Genomic DNA, 15,292 nt, shown 5'->3' with positions numbered 1-15,292 from the left:
CGTCATGCACCGAGGATCTCGACCCGGGTGCCGACTTCGATCACGCCGGTGCCTCTGGCAATGATGTTCTGTCCGAACAGCGGGGCCTTGTGCTCATTGCTGTGCATCCGGATGAGCGTGCGCAGCGGTTGCTGCATCGGGTGAAAGTGCTCGGTGCGCGGCGTGAGCGTCGTGAAGATGCAGCGCTCGCAGGGCGAATGGATGTCGAACTCCAGCGCGCCGATACGGATGGCAGACCAGGCATCTTCAGCCCAGGCTTCAGCACCGCGGATGACGATGTTCGGGCGGAACTGTTCCATGACCAGCGGCGCCGGGCATTCGGCCTGAACAGCCTCGAGCGATGCCTCGTTGGCCAGCAGCAAGGGATAGCCATCGGCAAAGCTCACCTCTTTGGACTGCACGTCGCGGATGGCACGGGTGGTGAGCGGGCCGAAGTGCACCACCTGGGCCGGCGTGCCCAGGTAGTGGCTCATCCAGGCATCGGCCGCATCGCCACAGCGCTGAGCGAAGATGCCCTGACGCCAGACCTGCACATCCACGTAGTCGTCAGGAAAATCGGCCGTGCGCAGGATCAGGTCGGCTTCGCCCTCGACCGCCAGCACCAGGCCGCCATCGAAGGGCGTGGCGAGGAGGCTGGCCAGGCGCGGATGCTTGCGACCGGTGAGGAAGTTGCCCTCGGGATCGGTGACCAGATACCGCCGGTCGCCGGCCAGGCCGTAGTGGTCCACGTACCCACGCGAGAGCAGCACGGGGGCGCAGGACTTGATCGGGTACTGATAGATCGCGGAGACGTGCACTTCTGACAGGGTGGACATGGCGGCTTGGCAGGTGAATGGAAACGTCCAGTTTAAGGAATGTGCGGCAAGCGCGCGCGCCGAATGATCACTGAGTGATCAGGTACCTCGTGCTTGACCCGCGACGAGCGTCGGCTACCTTGAAATACGGAGACCCTGTCCCCGCACTCCCGACGTCAGTTCCTTTGGCGCCGACCACCTTTGAACGATCGTGGAGGGCATCACCATGGCTTCAGCTTCCTGGCAGGTCAGCGGTACTTATTTCGAGGCTTGCAATTGCACCTCGATGTGTCCTTGCGTCGTGCTCGGCAACCCGACTGAAGGCGGATGTACCGTCCTCATCGCCTGGCATGTGGATGCTGGGCATTACGACGGGGTCGAACTGGACGGTTGCAATGTCGCCTTCCTTGGTGCGTCGCCGGGGAACATGCTCAAGACTCAATGGAAAGTGGCGCTCTATCTGGACGATCGGGCCACGCCGGAGCAGCAGCAGGCACTTGGGGCCATCTTTTCCGGTCAGGCCGGCGGCCCGTTGGGCGCGCTTGCACCCCTCGTGGGCGAGGTGCTGGGCGTCAAGACGGTGCCGATCGAATTTGTGGCCGAGGGCACGAAGCGCCGCTTGCGTGTCAGCAACCTGCTTGCGATGGATGTGGCCGCGATCGAAGGGCAGGGCGGCAAACCGGTCACCATAGAAAATGTGCCGTTCACGCCCGTGCCGGGGTTTCCTGCCGTGGTGGCCAGATCGTCCGGACTGAGCGTGCATGACCACGGCTTCGATCTGGATATCAGCGACCGCAATGGGTTCTATTCGCCCTTTGCCTACCAGGCCTGAGCGCGTTCCGACCCGCATGAAGCTTGCCGGCGCAGGGGTGCCGGTGGTGGTCATTGCCCTGGGCTGGGCTTACCTCGTCGCCATGGTGTGGGGCATGGAGCACATGGAGGTGTCCGGCACCTGGTGGTTGATGCCGCGCATGGTCAACTGGGGTGCGGTCGATCTGCTGCTGGTGTTTCTCATGTGGGCCATCATGATGGCGGCCATGATGCTGCCCTCCGTCCTGCCGGTCTTTGGTCTGCTGCGCAAAGCCGAGCAATTAGGCAGCGTGCCTGGGCGAGCGAGTTCGCGCAGCACCCTGTTTGCGCTGGGTTATCTCGCTGTGTGGTCGGGTTTTTCCGTGCTGGCCACCGGGCTTCAGTGGGGCTTGCTCGAGCTGCGTCTTGTGTCGCCCATGATGGACAGCGCGAGTGCCCAGCTCAGTGCGGTATTGCTCATTCTGGCCGGGCTTTACCAGTTCAGTGCGCTCAAGCACGCCTGTTTGCAACGATGCCGCTCGCCGTTGAGCTTTCTGCTGACCCATGGCGACGCCGGCGGATTCTGGCTCGGCGTGCGGCAGGGCAGTGACTGCGTGGGCTGCTGCGCCATGCTCATGTTGCTGCTGTTCGTGCTCGGGGTGATGAATCTGTGGTGGATTCTCGCGCTGACCGTGTTCGTACTCGTCGAGAAGTGGCTGGCCGGGCGCGCCTGGTTCTCCCGTACGGTGGGTGCGGGGCTGATCGCCTGGGGGGCGTGGCTGATGGTGGTCAGCCCGGGCTTGGGCGCCTAGCCTGCCTGTTCGAGTCAGTCGGCCGCGGCGTTGAGTTGCACACTGGCCGCTGCGCCGCCAAAGTCGTTCGGCATCGGTGCGCCGGCACGTTTTGCGTTGTCGATGGCGCGCTGATGGTTCATGTCTGCGGCAAAGAAGTGCACCGGCTTGCCGGCTTCTCGCGCGGCGAGCAGCTCGTCCCGGGCGACAACGCTGCCGCCGATGCCGATCATGGCGTGGCTGACGGCGACCATGACGGTCGAGGTTGGCGACAGGTCGTTGCTCTCGGGCAGGCAGCCGCCCCAGGTGTCGTCTTCGACATAGAACACATCGTCCACACAGGGAGAGAGGCTCGCGCCACTGAGCAATGCTTGGCTCGACACGATGCCCGTTGTCGCGAAGCCTTCCTGCTTGGCCAGGAGATAAACGGCGCCGATGCCGTCGGCGGTGGCGCCGATGTTGATCAGGGTGTCGGCCGGGTCGAACTGGTTCAACACCTGCTCGGCGATATCGAGCATGGCTTCCTCGTCCTCGTAGCCCGAGCCGGAGTAGCCGGTGAAGGTGAGAACGAACTTGCCCGAGCGCTGAAAGAATTCAGCGATTTCGCGTGGGCTCAGGTGTTTGTGTTCAGTGGGTTGGTGCATCGGTGATGATCGGCAATCGATTGAGGTATGCGCAGAAGATAGCGCGTCGGCGTGGAAAGATGGATCGCATTTCGTCACGCCGGCCATCTCTTGAATGAATGGACCCGTGTCAGGGTGCACGGTTGAGTTCAGATACAAATGCTTTCAAGCCAAAATGCCGGTATTGAACGAAAGTTCTATGATTTCAGCGTCTTCTGAAAGGAGTTGATCATGAAGTCACTGAACAGAGTTGCCTTGATTGCCGCCTTGGTGCTTTCGGTCAGTCAGGTGTGGGCGAACGACACCAGCCCGGCGGACACCGCATCGGGCCCGAGCGTGGTCGATCGTGTCGAGACCGGCGTCGTGCGCGCCGTGGATGCCACCCGAAGGGGCGTGACAGTCGGCGCCCGCGCGGCGGTCGACGGTGTCGAGACGGGCGCCCGGGCCGTGGGCCGCACCGTCTCGAAAGGCGCACACGCGGTGGGCGAGTTTGCCGAGCGCGCCGGGCGCAAGATTCGCGAGCTGGCGAGCTGAACGCCAACACCGCAGAGGCGCCTCAATTGAAGAGGTCTTTCCACATCGCGTCGGCGGTCGCGCGCACCTGACGATCAGTCATGGCGGAAAAGATTCCCTCCATCGTTCGCGAACTCGTCGTGTATTGGCGAGCGCCGAGGAGGCGCCCCATCGGGACTTCAATGAACTCGAAACCGATGTCCATGTATGCGTTTCCGGTCATGGCGCCAAAAGCGATACGCTTTCCCGGTGAGACATAACGGAAACCATTGACGGTCCCTTTGATGAGCACCGCGTTGTCGTCGACACTGTCGCCATCTTCGACGAGGCGAAACTGCGTGCCGTTTTCGGCTGCAAGGTTCGACAAGGCGTCGTGCCACTCGTTTCTGAACGCCTGCCAGTCCTCGATTGACTGCTCGTCATCAACTCGCGTGAGGGTCATCACGACCGTTTTCTCAGCTTGTTCGGAGGGGCGCACGAGGGGAGCGCTACTGCCGACTCGATCGACGGTGGCGGCACATCCGGAAAAAAGAAACAGGCAGGTCATTGCGGCGAACAGGGCTCGAAGTTGGGTCATGAAATCCTCACAAAGCGGCGAGTTGAATGGATGGGGCCCTCGTCGAGGGGGGCGACGAAAGATATGCCAGATGTCTCGTTTTTTGAAGATGAACCTGTCCTCCTGCGCCGGATTGGCGCGTCGACGGTGATGACGGGACGTTTCAGAACACAGCGCGAACGATTCTGACGATCACGTCCAACCACACTTGCCACCATGGCGTGTTGCGCTCCGCATATTGCCGGACGATTTCGTAGGTTTCTGCCTGAAAGCGTTGGCTTGCCTCTTCGGTATCGCGGGCTACCTTCTGATCGATGCGCGCCTGCAGTTGTGCAACAGAGGCGTTTGCGCCATTCAGAAAGCGGGCGCCAGCTGCTGTTCTGTAGAACGAGAGGGTGCTTTTCAGCGCGTCGCCATCAAGTGTCTCGCGCCAGAGTGCCTTCTGTTCGGCAACGAAATAATCGGCGCTCATCGAGTCGCACATGGTGGCAACGTATGATTCGAAGGCCTGAACCAGTTGATTCCATTCGGGTGAACCCGGTGGAATGCCGCCGTATGTCCCGGTCTCCGGATCGACGGTCTTGCTGGGGTGTCCAGCGCCCATGTTATGACGACACGCGACTGCATAGTTCTCGTAGAGTGCATGCAACGCGTACATCGATGCCAGTTCGTCAAGATCGGCTTCGGCTGGAGGAACTGCGTGCGCCGTAGCCGCTGCACTCAGCGCGACCAGCACAGGGGTGAGGCGAAGGAGTTTCATCGGCATACATGCTTATGGAATGAAATGCCGATTCTAGAGAGTAGGCGACAAAAAAACGAGGGCCCAAGCCCTCGTTTTTTTCATTTGCTCATCTGAGCGATCAATTTCTTCGACTCTTTCGGATCCCGGAACACCAGCGGCCGGTCGATGGCCGGATTGCCCGGCCGGTTGGCGGCCTCAATGGCCTCGACGATCTTGCCGTGCGCGGGCGACTTGTCGCACACCGGGTCGGGCAGGGTCGCATCGCCGGCCAGCATGTAGGCCTGGCAGCGGCAGCCGCCCAGGTCGCTTTCCTTCTCCGGGCAGCTCTTGCAGGTGTCGTGCATCCAGCCATCGCCCCGGTAGCGGTTGAAGCCTTCGGAGTCGTACCAGATGTCTTTCACGCCCATGTCGCGCACGTTGGGGAATTCGAGCCCGGGCAGCATCTTGGCGGTGTGGCAGGGCAGGGCCGTGCCGTCCGGCGTGATGGTGAGGAACACATTGCCCCAGCCGTTCATGCACTTCTTGGGGCGGGTCTCGTAGTAGTCGGGCACAACGAAGAACATGCGAATCTTGTCGCCGAGCTTTTCGCGATACTCGTTGGTGATGCGCTCGGCGCGCTCCAGCTGCTCGCGTGAAGGCAGCAACTGGTCCCGGTTGAGCAGCGCCCAGGAGTAGTACTGGTTGTTGGCCAGTTCCAGATACTCGGCGCCCAACGCCACCGCCATTTCGATGATCTTGTCCACGTGGTCGATGTTGAGTCGATGGATCACGCAGTTGAGCACCATGGGCCAGCCGTTGCGCTTGATGCGCTCGGCCACCTGATGCTTGAGATCGAAGGTGCGGGTGTGGGAGAGAAAGTCGTTGAGCTCTTTCGTGGTGTCCTGGAAGGAGAGCTGGATGTGGTCCAGCCCGGCCGCCTTGAGCGCTTCGGCGCGCTCGTCGGTGAGCCCCACCCCGGAGGTGAGCAGGTTGGTGTAGTAACCGAGCTTGTGCGCTTCGGCGACGAGAATTTCCAGGTCGTCGCGCATCAGCGGCTCGCCACCCGAGAAGCCGCACTGCACGCTGCCAATGGCGCGTGCTTCGTGCAGCACCTTGAGCCAGCCCTCGGTGTCCAGCTCGTCTTCCGGACGGGTACTGGCGAAGTCGGTCGGGTTGTAGCAGAAGGCGCAGTGCAGGGGGCAGCGGTAGGTGATTTCCGCCAGCAGCCACAGCGGTGGGCCGGGACGTTGGGTGGTGCTCATATCAGATTCCTTGGCCGCAGGCCGGATCAGCGAAGCGCCATCCGGCATCGAGTCGTGCACTGCCGGCGGGTGCAGCATTGAGGCTTGTCCGGCCTGCGGGGCGGGTTGTCATGCCTCGACGATCCAGTGCTGCTTCTGCGCCATCTCGAGAAAGGCGCGCACATCAGGCTCCAGACCTTCGGTCTGGAACGTGGACTCCAGCTCGGCCACCAGCGCCGGCACATCGCGGGTGCCGTCGCAGCGTTTCATGATCTCGCCCGCACTGGGGTTCAGCTTGATCATGCCTTCCGGGTAGAGCAGCACCCAGGCATCCTGGGCCTGCTCGAACTGCAGCCGGAAGTGGCTGGAGACTTTCGGCGTGTTGATGGCGGGGGCGTCGCTCATACCTTGGGGCCCTTGATCTCGACCTCGCAGGTTTGCAGCATGATGGCGTCGGCGAGCGACCAGAGCACGTCGAGCTTGAACTGCAGGATCTCGAGGGCGCGTTCCTGCAGGGCACGGTTCTGGCCGAAGTAGTCGAGCGTGAACTGCAGGCCATGGGCGACGTCGCGGCGGGCCTGGGTCAGTCGATTGCGGAAGTACTGCAGGCCGTCGGTCTGGATCCAGGGGTACTTCTCAGGCCAGGTGTCGAGGCGCTGCTGGTGGATGTGCGGGGCGAACAGCTCGGTCAGACTGGAGGCCACGGCGTCCTGCCAAGGGCGGTTGCGGGCGAAGGTCACGTACGCATCGACCGCGAAGCGGGCCGCCGGGGCGACCAGGCGCTCCGACATGATGTCGTCGCGGGTCAGGCCCACAGCCATGCCGAGCTGAATCCAGGCCTCGATACCGCCCTCGGTCTTCTCGCCACCGATGTTGTAGCCGTCATGATCGAGTATGCGCTGAATCCACTCGCGACGGATCTCGCGGTCCGGGCAGTTGGCCATGATGTTGGCGTCCTTGACCGGAATGGCGACCTGGTACAGGTAGCGATTGGCCACCCAGCGCTGGATCTGGCCCTGGGTGAGCTTGCCATCGGCCATCATTTTGTGGATGGGGTGATGGATGTGATAGCTGGTGCCTTTTTCGCGCAGGCGGCCTTCGAACTCTTCACGGCTCATGGGCGGCTCGGCACAGTTGATGGTGGCCAGGTGCGGGGTGGGGACGTCGTTCGGTTGCATGGTGTGGTTCCCTTTCAGGACGGATCAGTTTTGCCGTGCGCGCTGATGGGCGACGGCTTCCGGGTAGCCTGCGTCGGCCGACTTTTTCAGCCAGCTCGCCGCGGCGGCGGGGTCTGTGGGGCGCCCGGCGCCCGTCTCGTACATGACCGAGAGGGCAAACTGGGCTTCGGGTTCGCCTGCTTCTGCGGCTGATTCGAACAGATCGGCGGCACGGGACAGGTCGCGCGCCACGCCGCGACCGGCCTCGTACATCCAGGCCAGTCGGGTGCGGGCGCGCAGGTTGCCCTCGTCCGAAAGTGACTGGTAGGCCTTGGCGGCCGCTTCGGCTTCGCCTTTGGACTCCAGCCGGCGCGCGGCCACGAACGGGTCGTCCGGCGTGCCGCTGCGCAAAGTGACCAGCTCTTCCTTGGCGGCATCGTCGCCACCTTCCGCCGCTTTCGCGAGCCAGGCTTCGCCACGGGCCGGGTCGGCCGGCATGCCCTGGCCGTCCAGATAGATTCGGGCGAGGCGGTACTGGGCCTTGGTGGAGCCGGCCTCGGCGCCCTTGCGGTAGCGCTCGAGCGCCTCGACCATGTCCTTGTCTTCGCCCAACCCGTCTTCGGCCAGCAGGCCAAGCATGAACCACGCTTCGGCGGTGCCCACCTCGGCCAGCGATTGCCAGATCTGGCGGGCGTTGTCGTAGTGGGCCATCTTGAACTCGGCATAGCCCTTGTAGAGCCCGATGTTCGGCTTGCGCACGATCTCGGCCAGTTCGTCGTCGGTCATGTCGGCGCTGACCGTGCCGGGCAGGGCAAGGGCGAAAGTTGCCAGAAGGGGAAGGGCGAATCGGCGCATCAGACCTCGATATCCATGCCGTCGAAGGACACCTCGATGCCGTGACGGGTCAGTTCGGCGCGCTGGGGGCTGTCTTCGTTGAGGATGGGGTTGGTGTTGTTGATGTGGATGAGGATCTTGCGCGTGGTCGAAGGCAGCTTGTCCATCCACTCGATCATGCCGTCGGGGCCGCTCTGGGGCATGTGGCCCATGGCGCGCGAGGTCTTCTGGGAGGCGCCCAGGGTGATCATCTCGTCATCGGTCCACAGGGTGCCGTCCACCAGCACCACGTCGGCTGCCTGCATGGCCGCCCAGACATGGTCTTCCATCTGGCCCAGGCCCGGCGCGTAGAACACTTTCTTGCCGCTGGCCGTGTCGGTGAGCGTCACGCCCACGTTGTCGCCCGGCTCGGGCTTGTCGCGGTGCGGCGAGTAGGGCGGTGCGTTGGAGATCAGCGGCAGCGCCTCGAAGCGCAGGCCGGCAATGCCGTCCATGGAGAAGCTGTCGCCCAGCGGCAGCTCGCGCCAGTCGAGCCCGCAGTAGTGCTCGAGCAGGTTCATGATCGGGTTGCCGTGGGTGAGATCTTCACGCACCTGGGCGGTACACCACAGCTTGTGGCGCTGCTTGTGTTCGCGCAGCATGTACAGGCCGGTGGTGTGGTCGATCTGGGCGTCGATGAGCACGATGGCGGCGATGCCGGTGTCGCGCAGGGCTCGGCCAGGGGTCAGCCCCGGAAAGGACTGGATCTGCTGGAGCACATCGGGCGAGGTATTGAACAGCACCCAGTCGGTGCCGTCACCGCTCGCAGCGATGGAGGACTGGGTACGGGCCTTGGCATTGAGGGTGCCCTTTCGCAGGCCATCGCAATTGGGACAATTGCAATTCCACTGCGGAAAGCCACCGCCGGCGGCGGAACCGAGAACGCGAATTTTCACAGGCAGGATTCTTTTTTGAGGTGGGTAAACAGAAAAAGGCCCGCGTAGAGGCTGTCTACGCGGGCCTTTTGGCGGCTCTTAGCGAGCAGCAACGTACATGGTGATTTCGAAGCCAAAGCGGAAATCAACAGCTGCCGGGGTTTCCCATTTCATGACAAGTCTCCTTGTTGAGATTTAATTTGTTTGCTCAGGCGGGCAAAGTGCTCAGCCCTCGCGAACAAATACTGCGCTTGTGCGAATGCACAAACATCCGGCCTTTCTTGAATTGCATCTCATGAAAATCATGAGAGACCCCTCAACAGCATCAGGAGTAACATGAACGGCATGAGTGATCACACCCCCGATCCCCAGTCCTGGCGCGACTTTTCGCTCGATGTGGGCGATGGCCATCGCCTCCATGTGGAGCAATCAGGCCATCCGGACGGCTTGCCTGTCGTGTGCCTTCACGGCGGGCCGGCCAGTGGCATGTCGGTGGCCCACCGACGCTTCTTCGACCCCGAGCGCTACCACATCATCCAGTTTGATCAGCGTGGCTGCGGTCGCAGTTTGCCGCGCGGTGAAACACGCCACAACACCACCGAAAAGCTGATCTCGGACATCGAGACCTTGAGAGCGCATCTGGGCATCGACCGATGGCTGGTGCTCGGCGGTTCCTGGGGCGCGACCCTGGGGTTGGCGTATGCGGCTGCCCACCCCGCCGTCTGCCTCGGGCTGGTGCTGCGCGGATTCTTCACGGGCAGCCCGATGGCTGTGGCGGAATTCTTCGACGGTCATCGCGAGCTTTCTCCGGCCGGGCATGATCTGCTGGCGACGCTTGCGCCCGCCGACGCCCGTGCGCAGCTGAGTCCCTGGGTACTCGAGGTGATGCAGGGGGACGATGTGGATTTGCAGTCGCGCGTCGCGCGGGCCTGGCAGGCCTGGGAAGTGGTCATGGACGGTGCTCCCGTGCCCGACCTGAGTGTGGCCGAGCATGACGAGACGCAGATGGCGCGCATCGACAAGTACCGGGTGCAGGCGCACTACCTGGCCCACGCGTGTTTTCTGGCACCGGGCTGGTGGCAGGATGCCGCCGGCTATCTGACCGAGATGCCGGTGGCGCTGATTCATGGTGTGGACGACCGGATCTGCCCGATTGAGTCGAGCCGGGCCCTGCATCGCTTGTTGCCCCGAAGCACGATGACCGAGGTATCGGGCTGCCGGCACAATCCGTTCGAGCCCGACATGCTCACAGCCGTGCGCGCTGCGACCGATCGATTCCTGGTTTCATCGAACGGCGAGGGCTGATCAGTCCCTTGAGCCGGTGATCAGGGGGGGGCGGCGACGACGGCTTCCCACTCGGCGCGCCAGGCCAGGGCTTCTTCAAACGAGCGCCCGGTCTCGTGGCGGGTCCACGGCCAGTCACTGCCCCAGACGAGTCGATCGGGCGCGAACCGCTCGAGCAATCTGCGTGTGGCGTTGCGGGCCTGGGCGGCCAGTTCGGCCCCCTGGTACCCGGGAAAGGCGCGGTAGGGCGCACTGACCTTTATGTAGATGTGCTCCCCCGGCGTCGCCAGCACGGCTTGATAGCCCGGGCAGGTGTCGATCTGTCCGGCTTGGGGAAGGCCGAAATGGTCGATGACCAGGCGGCTGGCCTGGTCCTTGAGGACCGCGAGCACGCCCGGCAGTCGCGGCCCCTCGATCTGCACCTCGATGTGCCAGCCACGCCGGGCCAGTTCGGCCAGATGGGCGCGCCATGCCACAGAACCGAGGTCGGGCAGCTCACCGTGAATGAGATTGAGCCGCATGCCAACCACACCGGCGGCGTCGAGCCGGTCGATTTCCGCAAGCGATGTCTCCGGGTCGGTCATGGCCACGCCCTTGAACACCAGACCTGAATGCTTGCCGACCGCGGTGAGGCTGGCCGCCAGATAGCTGTTGTCGGTGCCCAGAAAGCTCGGCTGCACGAGCAGGGCGCCATCGACGCCGTGGTGTTTGAGGATGGCGCAATAGTCCGCGAGCGGTGCGGCATGCTCCGGCGTATAGCGCCTGCCCGGCACCATGGGGCCGTCCGTGCAGAACACATGCGCGTGCCCGTCGAACAGGCCCGCCGACTGGCCCATCAAGTCATTTCCACCCGTGATCCGCATAACTTTTACTTATTGACAAAGATGTGTATTTATACTTCTATATAGAAGTGTAGTGCAACCCAATTGAACAGGAGATGTCGTGAGCGCACTCAAAGGCGATGCCCGTTTGCCACGTTATCAGCGCCTGGCCGAAGCCTTGCGCGACGAAGTCGTGAGCCGCCGCTGGCGTGCCGGCGAGCAGATCCCCTCGGAAAACGTGATTGCCGAGCAATACGGCGTCGCACCAGGGACCGCGCGCCAGGCGCTGGCACAGCTCGTGGACGAGGGCCTGCTTGAGCGTCAGCACGGCCGCGGCACCTTCGTGCGTCGGCCCAGCTTCGATCAGTCCCTGTTCCGTTTCTTCCGTTTTTCGAACGAAGCGGGCGAGCGCGTCGTGCCCGAGAGCCGCATCGTGCAACGTGAGGTGATGTCGGCCCCCAGCGAGGTGTCACGCCAGCTCCAGCTGGCCGAAGGCGCCGAGGTGATTTTCATGAACCGCCTGCGTCTCATCGACGGGGTGCCGATCCTGGCTGAACAGATCTGGTTGCCGGCGGCCCGGTTCGCGCCCTTCATGGCGCTGGACACCGCCGAGATCGGCCCGCTGCTGTACCCGGTCTACGACAGTGAGTGCGGTGAAGTGGTGGCACGCGCGGACGAGAGCCTGACCGTGGAAATGGTGACGCCGCCGTACGCGCGAATCCTGCACGTGGAAGAGAACACACCGCTGATCGTCATCGACCGCCTGGCGCGGGGCTTTGACGGCAGCCCCATCGAATGGCGCCGCTCGCGCGGTCCTGCAGCCCAGTTCAAGTACCAAACCGAAATTCGCTGACACGCGATGACCGGGCACACCGATTGATGCCTGGCGAAAACCTGAAAGGAGACTCCATGAAACTGATCAAACGTCTGGTGATGAGCGTGGCGGCCCTGGCCGCTTGTGTGGCTGCGCCGGCCATGGCCGAGCCGATGGTGGTGCGCATTGCCAGCCACGTGTCGGCCCTGTCGCCCGAGCACGCCCAGTCGCAACTGTTTGCTGCCGAAATCGAAAAGCGCCTGCCGGGGCAGTTCGACTTCCAGCTCTTTCCGAGTGGCCAGCTGGGCAACGAGAAGGCCTTGCTCGCCAACCTCCAGGCCGGTTCCATCGAGATGGTGAATATCGCGTCCGGCGTGCTCAAGCTCGACAAGAAGCTCGGCATCTTCGATCTGCCCTGGCTGTTCTCCGATCGCGCGCATGTGCAGCGCGCGATGAAGGCGGGCCTGGAAGATGCCGTGCGTGCCCGCATCGAAGAAGTGGGCAACGTGAAGGTGATCGGCATCTATGAAAACGGGTTCCGCCATGTGATCAACACCAAGCGTGCCATCAAGGCACCGGCCGATCTGGAAGGGCTGAAGATCCGGATCTCCGGCGGCAAGTTCCGTCAGGCGGTCTTCAAGGATCTGGGCGCCACCCCGCAGAGCGTGCCCTGGGGCGAGACCTTCACCTCGCTGCAGACCGGTGTGGTCGATGGCGCCGAAGCGGCCACCTACGGGTTCTACGAGCAGAAACACTTTGAAGTGGCCAAGTACATGAGCCTTACCAGCCATGTGTACACCCCGTCTTTCCTGATGATGTCGAATGCGTTCTACGACAGCCTGAGCCCGGAGCAACGCACCGTCTTCGTCGAGGTCGGTCGCCAGATCACCGATGCCGCCTACACGCTGTCGGCTGAACTCGAAGACAAGTACCTGGCTGAAATGAAGGCCAATGCCGAGGTCAATGCCGTCGATCTGCCGGCCTTCCAGAAGGCCACGGAAGGGGTGCGCGCCAAGTATGAAGCCGACTTCGGTGACGAGTACCTGAAGTTCGTCAAATCGACTGGTTCGGCAAAATGATCCGCTGGCTCGATCGTGCCGTCGGGGTGCTGAGCGTGGCTTGCTTTGCCGCCTCGACGGCCCTGGTGTGCGCCAACGTGTTCTACCGCTACGCGGTGCTCGGCGGCCTGCGCCGGGCGGCCGCGGAGCATGCCTGGGTGGAACCCATCTACCGTGGTTTTGACCAGACGCTGTCGCTGATCAGTGGCACGGCGGATGAATTGCCGGGCCTGTTGCTGGTGTGGATCGCGTTTCTCGGCGGCTATCTGGCGCTGCGCGAAGGCAAGCACATCAGCTTCGATCTGCTCGTCGACAAGCTCCCGCGTCTGGCCGGCCGATGGGTACGGGCGCTGGTGGCGCTGTCGGTGGCGGGTTTTCTCTGCGTGGTGGTGGTCGAGGGCGTGCGCATGATCCAGAGTTCCGGCGCGACCGAAATCGAAACGGCCGAGATCGCCCAGGGCTGGTTCATGGTGGCGGTGCCGCTGGCGGCCGCGCTCATGATCGTTGCCATCGTGTGGCAGTTGATCGCGCTGTGGCGCGATCGTGACGGGGAGGGCTGCTGACATGGCCTGGGGTGTCGTTCTTCTGTTGCTCGCCCTGATCGCGGTGGGCATGCCCATCGGCTTTGCCCTGATGGTGGCCGCCGCCGTGGCCATGGCCTTGTCCGGCATCGATCTCATCATGGTGCCGATCCAGCTGTTCTCGGGCGTGAACAAGGTCATTCTGCTGGCCATTCCCCTGTTCATCTTCATGGGTGAACTGATGGGGGCCACCTCCATCTCGGATCGCATCATCAACCTGGCGCGCGCGCTGGTGGGGTGGATTCGCGGCGGGCTGGCCCATGTGAACGTGGTGACCTCCATGTTCATGGCCGAAATGTCGGGTTCGGCGGTGGCCGATGCGGCGGTGATGTCCAAGATCTTCGTGCCGAGCATGGAAAAGCAGGGCTACCCGCGCAGCTTCGCCGCGGCCGTGACGGCCACCAGCGCCACGCTGGGCATCATCATTCCGCCCTCGATCCCGATGGTGCTGTATGGCGTGACCACCAACACATCGATCAAGGATCTGTTCATTGCCGGTATCGTGCCGGGGCTGTTGCTCGGCGGTGCCTTCATGGTGACCAGCTACATCTTTGCGCGGCGCGACCAGTACCCGCGCGACGAGCGTTTCGAGCTGCCAAGGCTCGGGACGGCACTGCGACAGGCGGCCGTGCCCCTGTTGATTCCGGTGATCGTGGTCGGCGGCCTCATCGGCGGCTTCGTGACGCCGACCGAGGGCGCTGCTCTGGGCGTGATCTGCGCGTTGCTGTTCGGCACGGTGCTGCATCGCGACCTCAATCGTCAGCGCATCTACTCGCTGATGCTCGATACCGTGCGCCAGACCGCGGTGGTGATGCTCATCATCGCCGGCTCGGCCGTGCTCGGGCAGTTTCTGGCCAACGAGCGCCTGCCCCAGCAGGTGGCCAGTGCGCTGGGCGGGGTGAGCGACAGCTACGTGGTGCGCTTGCTGCTCATCAATGCCTTCCTGCTCGTGCTCGGGATGTTCCTGCACGCCTCGGCGGCCATCATCGTGGTGGTGCCGATGCTCATGCCACTGGTGCAGCAGATGGGGATCGATCCGGCCCATTTCGGTGTGATCGTCTGTCTGAACCTGGGGATCGGGCAGCAGACGCCCCCGGTGGCTTCGGTGCTGCTGACGGTGTGCTCGGCCACGGGCATGCGCATCGAAGAGGTGATGCGCTACGGCAAGTGGTTCATTGTGGCCATGTTCGTGGTGCTGATGATCGTGAGCTTCGTGCCGCTCACGGCACTGGCCTTCGTCTGACGGCCTGACGCGATCCGCCCGCTGCCGGGCGGATCGCCACGTTCTCAGCCGCGCTGGCGGCTGACCGCCATCTGCGGTGGCCTGGCGATGGTCTGATAGACCACGCAGTAGCGTTCGGTGAGCTTGAGCAGGGTATCGAGTTCTTCCTCGCTGGCGTCGGTGTCGAGCACGAACCGCAGGCGGATGTTCTGGAAGCCCACGGGGGCCGCCTTGTCGACGCCCAGCGTGCCGCGAAAATCCAGATCGCCCTCGGCTTCCAGTTTCGCATCCCGCAGTTCAATGCCCAGCGCGGTGGCCACTGCGTTCAAGGTGACACCAGCACAGGCCACCAGGGCTTCGAGCAGCATGTCGCCCGAACAGGCCGCCAGGCCGTTCCCGCCCGTTGCCGGGTGGAGTCCGGCGTTCACCAGCCCCTTGCCGGTTTCCACCTTGCAAGTCACACCTTCGCCCAGGCGACCCTGTGCCCGCAGGGTGACAATCGCCGCAGCGGCATCTTCTTTGTATCTGGCCTTGAGCGGTGCCTGCGTGGCACGCAGTTCATCTGCGTTCATGGTGTCT

General features: G+C 63.4%; 20 protein-coding genes. 8 read left to right on the top strand and 12 right to left on the bottom strand.

The genetic code is table 11. The features are described 5' to 3' along the window. Positions 1–2 precede the first annotated feature (2 nt). Positions 3–815, bottom strand: coding sequence for an MOSC domain-containing protein (locus J0W34_RS13875; RefSeq protein ID WP_230969166.1), 813 nt, complete (start codon positions 813–815; stop codon positions 3–5). A gap of 205 nt (positions 816–1,020) precedes the next feature. Between J0W34_RS13875 and J0W34_RS13870 the strand changes: the two genes are divergently transcribed. Together J0W34_RS13870 and J0W34_RS13865 are read left to right on the top strand one after the other, a co-directional pair. Continuing rightward, a complete protein-coding gene (locus tag J0W34_RS13870) occupies positions 1,021–1,626 on the top strand; it encodes a DUF1326 domain-containing protein (protein WP_230969165.1) in 606 nt (201 codons plus the stop codon). Positions 1,627–1,642: 16 nt separating this feature from the next. Next, positions 1,643–2,395 carry a DUF2182 domain-containing protein gene (locus tag J0W34_RS13865; RefSeq protein ID WP_230969164.1) on the top strand — a complete coding sequence of 251 codons (753 nt, stop codon included), beginning with the start codon at positions 1,643–1,645 and terminating at the stop codon, positions 2,393–2,395. A 14-nt stretch (positions 2,396–2,409) separates the two neighbouring features. Here the strand turns inward: J0W34_RS13865 and J0W34_RS13860 are convergent, their stop codons facing one another. Then, a complete protein-coding gene (locus J0W34_RS13860) occupies positions 2,410–3,018 on the bottom strand; it encodes a hypothetical protein (protein WP_230969163.1) in 609 nt (202 codons plus the stop codon). A 210-nt stretch (positions 3,019–3,228) separates the two neighbouring features. Here J0W34_RS13860 and J0W34_RS13855 point away from each other — a divergent pair, with 210 nt between their 5' ends. Further along, positions 3,229–3,531, top strand: coding sequence for a hypothetical protein (locus tag J0W34_RS13855; RefSeq protein ID WP_227817892.1), 303 nt, complete (start codon positions 3,229–3,231; stop codon positions 3,529–3,531). A 22-nt stretch (positions 3,532–3,553) separates the two neighbouring features. Here the strand turns inward: J0W34_RS13855 and J0W34_RS13850 are convergent, their stop codons facing one another. The 8 genes from J0W34_RS13850 to pqqA form a co-directional block, all read right to left on the bottom strand. Beyond that, positions 3,554–4,087 carry a hypothetical protein gene (locus tag J0W34_RS13850; protein WP_230969162.1) on the bottom strand — a complete coding sequence of 178 codons (534 nt, stop codon included), beginning with the start codon at positions 4,085–4,087 and terminating at the stop codon, positions 3,554–3,556. 142 nt (positions 4,088–4,229) lie between these two features. Continuing rightward, the gene (locus tag J0W34_RS13845; RefSeq protein WP_230969161.1) at positions 4,230–4,826 is read right to left on the bottom strand and encodes a hypothetical protein; all 597 of its coding nucleotides are present in this window, start codon (positions 4,824–4,826) and stop codon (positions 4,230–4,232) included. Between the two features lie 80 nt (positions 4,827–4,906). Further along, positions 4,907–6,049, bottom strand: coding sequence for a pyrroloquinoline quinone biosynthesis protein PqqE (gene pqqE / locus J0W34_RS13840; protein WP_230969160.1), 1,143 nt, complete (start codon positions 6,047–6,049; stop codon positions 4,907–4,909). 108 nt (positions 6,050–6,157) lie between these two features. Continuing rightward, on the bottom strand, positions 6,158–6,433 hold the full coding sequence (pqqD, locus tag J0W34_RS13835; protein ID WP_227817889.1) for a pyrroloquinoline quinone biosynthesis peptide chaperone PqqD: 276 nt from the start codon (positions 6,431–6,433) through the stop codon (positions 6,158–6,160). Further along, positions 6,430–7,206, bottom strand: coding sequence for a pyrroloquinoline-quinone synthase PqqC (pqqC, locus tag J0W34_RS13830; protein WP_230969159.1), 777 nt, complete (start codon positions 7,204–7,206; stop codon positions 6,430–6,432). Before pqqC ends, pqqD begins: the two co-directional genes overlap by 4 nt. 24 nt (positions 7,207–7,230) lie before the next feature. After that, positions 7,231–8,040 carry a tetratricopeptide repeat protein gene (locus J0W34_RS13825; RefSeq protein WP_227817887.1) on the bottom strand — a complete coding sequence of 270 codons (810 nt, stop codon included), beginning with the start codon at positions 8,038–8,040 and terminating at the stop codon, positions 7,231–7,233. Further along, positions 8,040–8,954 carry a pyrroloquinoline quinone biosynthesis protein PqqB gene (pqqB, locus tag J0W34_RS13820; RefSeq protein ID WP_227817886.1) on the bottom strand — a complete coding sequence of 305 codons (915 nt, stop codon included), beginning with the start codon at positions 8,952–8,954 and terminating at the stop codon, positions 8,040–8,042. Before pqqB ends, J0W34_RS13825 begins: the two co-directional genes overlap by 1 nt. Positions 8,955–9,032: 78 nt before the next feature. Then, positions 9,033–9,107 carry a pyrroloquinoline quinone precursor peptide PqqA gene (gene pqqA / locus J0W34_RS13815; protein ID WP_227817935.1) on the bottom strand — a complete coding sequence of 25 codons (75 nt, stop codon included), beginning with the start codon at positions 9,105–9,107 and terminating at the stop codon, positions 9,033–9,035. Between the two features lie 171 nt (positions 9,108–9,278). Here pqqA and J0W34_RS13810 point away from each other — a divergent pair, with 171 nt between their 5' ends. Next, on the top strand, positions 9,279–10,238 hold the full coding sequence (locus J0W34_RS13810) for an alpha/beta fold hydrolase (protein WP_230969158.1): 960 nt from the start codon (positions 9,279–9,281) through the stop codon (positions 10,236–10,238). 20 nt (positions 10,239–10,258) lie between these two features. Here the strand turns inward: J0W34_RS13810 and J0W34_RS13805 are convergent, their stop codons facing one another. Next, positions 10,259–11,053: an amidohydrolase family protein gene (locus J0W34_RS13805; RefSeq protein WP_230969157.1), complete on the bottom strand. Its 795-nt coding sequence runs from the start codon at positions 11,051–11,053 to the stop codon at positions 10,259–10,261. Positions 11,054–11,159: 106 nt separating this feature from the next. On the opposite strand from J0W34_RS13805, the gene J0W34_RS13800 reads away from it, so the two are divergent. From J0W34_RS13800 to J0W34_RS13785, 4 genes are read left to right on the top strand one after another with little or no spacing between them, the layout of a single operon-like run. Then, on the top strand, positions 11,160–11,891 hold the full coding sequence (locus J0W34_RS13800; protein ID WP_227817883.1) for a GntR family transcriptional regulator: 732 nt from the start codon (positions 11,160–11,162) through the stop codon (positions 11,889–11,891). Positions 11,892–11,947: 56 nt separating this feature from the next. Beyond that, positions 11,948–12,931 (top strand): TRAP transporter substrate-binding protein, encoded by a 984-nt coding sequence (locus J0W34_RS13795; RefSeq protein ID WP_230969156.1) that lies wholly within the window; start codon positions 11,948–11,950, stop codon positions 12,929–12,931. Then, on the top strand, positions 12,928–13,473 hold the full coding sequence (locus J0W34_RS13790) for a TRAP transporter small permease (RefSeq protein ID WP_230969155.1): 546 nt from the start codon (positions 12,928–12,930) through the stop codon (positions 13,471–13,473). The genes J0W34_RS13795 and J0W34_RS13790 overlap by 4 nt, the downstream gene beginning before the upstream one ends. A 1-nt stretch (position 13,474) precedes the next feature. Beyond that, complete coding sequence (locus J0W34_RS13785) at positions 13,475–14,734, top strand: TRAP transporter large permease (protein WP_230969154.1); 1,260 nt, start codon at positions 13,475–13,477, stop codon at positions 14,732–14,734. A 44-nt stretch (positions 14,735–14,778) separates the two neighbouring features. Here the strand turns inward: J0W34_RS13785 and J0W34_RS13780 are convergent, their stop codons facing one another. Continuing rightward, complete coding sequence (locus tag J0W34_RS13780; protein WP_230969153.1) at positions 14,779–15,285, bottom strand: OsmC family protein; 507 nt, start codon at positions 15,283–15,285, stop codon at positions 14,779–14,781. Between the last annotated feature and the right edge of the window lie 7 nt (positions 15,286–15,292).

The sequence above is a fragment of the Nitrogeniibacter aestuarii genome (genome assembly GCF_017309585.1).
In the GTDB taxonomy this organism is placed as follows: domain Bacteria; phylum Pseudomonadota; class Gammaproteobacteria; order Burkholderiales; family Rhodocyclaceae; genus Nitrogeniibacter; species Nitrogeniibacter aestuarii.
The sequence above is the reverse complement of the archived record's forward strand: the minus strand, read 5'-3'. Positions and strand labels throughout refer to the sequence as shown.

Bases quoted from the DNA above. Each gene is read 5' to 3' on its own strand.
- J0W34_RS13785 (WP_230969154.1), top strand. From the start codon at position 13,475: ATGGCCTGGGGTGTCGTTCTTCTGTTGCTCGCCCTGATCGCGGTGGGC.
- J0W34_RS13825 (WP_227817887.1), bottom strand. From the start codon at position 8,040: ATGCGCCGATTCGCCCTTCCCCTTCTGGCAACTTTCGCCCTTGCCCTG.
- J0W34_RS13870 (WP_230969165.1), top strand. From the start codon at position 1,021: ATGGCTTCAGCTTCCTGGCAGGTCAGCGGTACTTATTTCGAGGCTTGC.
- J0W34_RS13860 (WP_230969163.1), bottom strand. From the start codon at position 3,018: ATGCACCAACCCACTGAACACAAACACCTGAGCCCACGCGAAATCGCT.
- J0W34_RS13780 (WP_230969153.1), bottom strand. From the start codon at position 15,285: ATGAACGCAGATGAACTGCGTGCCACGCAGGCACCGCTCAAGGCCAGA.
- J0W34_RS13865 (WP_230969164.1), top strand. From the start codon at position 1,643: ATGAAGCTTGCCGGCGCAGGGGTGCCGGTGGTGGTCATTGCCCTGGGC.
- pqqD (WP_227817889.1), bottom strand. From the start codon at position 6,433: ATGAGCGACGCCCCCGCCATCAACACGCCGAAAGTCTCCAGCCACTTC.
- J0W34_RS13845 (WP_230969161.1), bottom strand. From the start codon at position 4,826: ATGAAACTCCTTCGCCTCACCCCTGTGCTGGTCGCGCTGAGTGCAGCG.
- J0W34_RS13795 (WP_230969156.1), top strand. From the start codon at position 11,948: ATGAAACTGATCAAACGTCTGGTGATGAGCGTGGCGGCCCTGGCCGCT.
- pqqC (WP_230969159.1), bottom strand. From the start codon at position 7,206: ATGCAACCGAACGACGTCCCCACCCCGCACCTGGCCACCATCAACTGT.
- pqqE (WP_230969160.1), bottom strand. From the start codon at position 6,049: ATGAGCACCACCCAACGTCCCGGCCCACCGCTGTGGCTGCTGGCGGAA.
- J0W34_RS13850 (WP_230969162.1), bottom strand. From the start codon at position 4,087: ATGACCCAACTTCGAGCCCTGTTCGCCGCAATGACCTGCCTGTTTCTT.
- J0W34_RS13875 (WP_230969166.1), bottom strand. From the start codon at position 815: ATGTCCACCCTGTCAGAAGTGCACGTCTCCGCGATCTATCAGTACCCG.
- J0W34_RS13855 (WP_227817892.1), top strand. From the start codon at position 3,229: ATGAAGTCACTGAACAGAGTTGCCTTGATTGCCGCCTTGGTGCTTTCG.
- J0W34_RS13810 (WP_230969158.1), top strand. From the start codon at position 9,279: ATGAGTGATCACACCCCCGATCCCCAGTCCTGGCGCGACTTTTCGCTC.
- J0W34_RS13790 (WP_230969155.1), top strand. From the start codon at position 12,928: ATGATCCGCTGGCTCGATCGTGCCGTCGGGGTGCTGAGCGTGGCTTGC.
- J0W34_RS13805 (WP_230969157.1), bottom strand. From the start codon at position 11,053: ATGGGCCAGTCGGCGGGCCTGTTCGACGGGCACGCGCATGTGTTCTGC.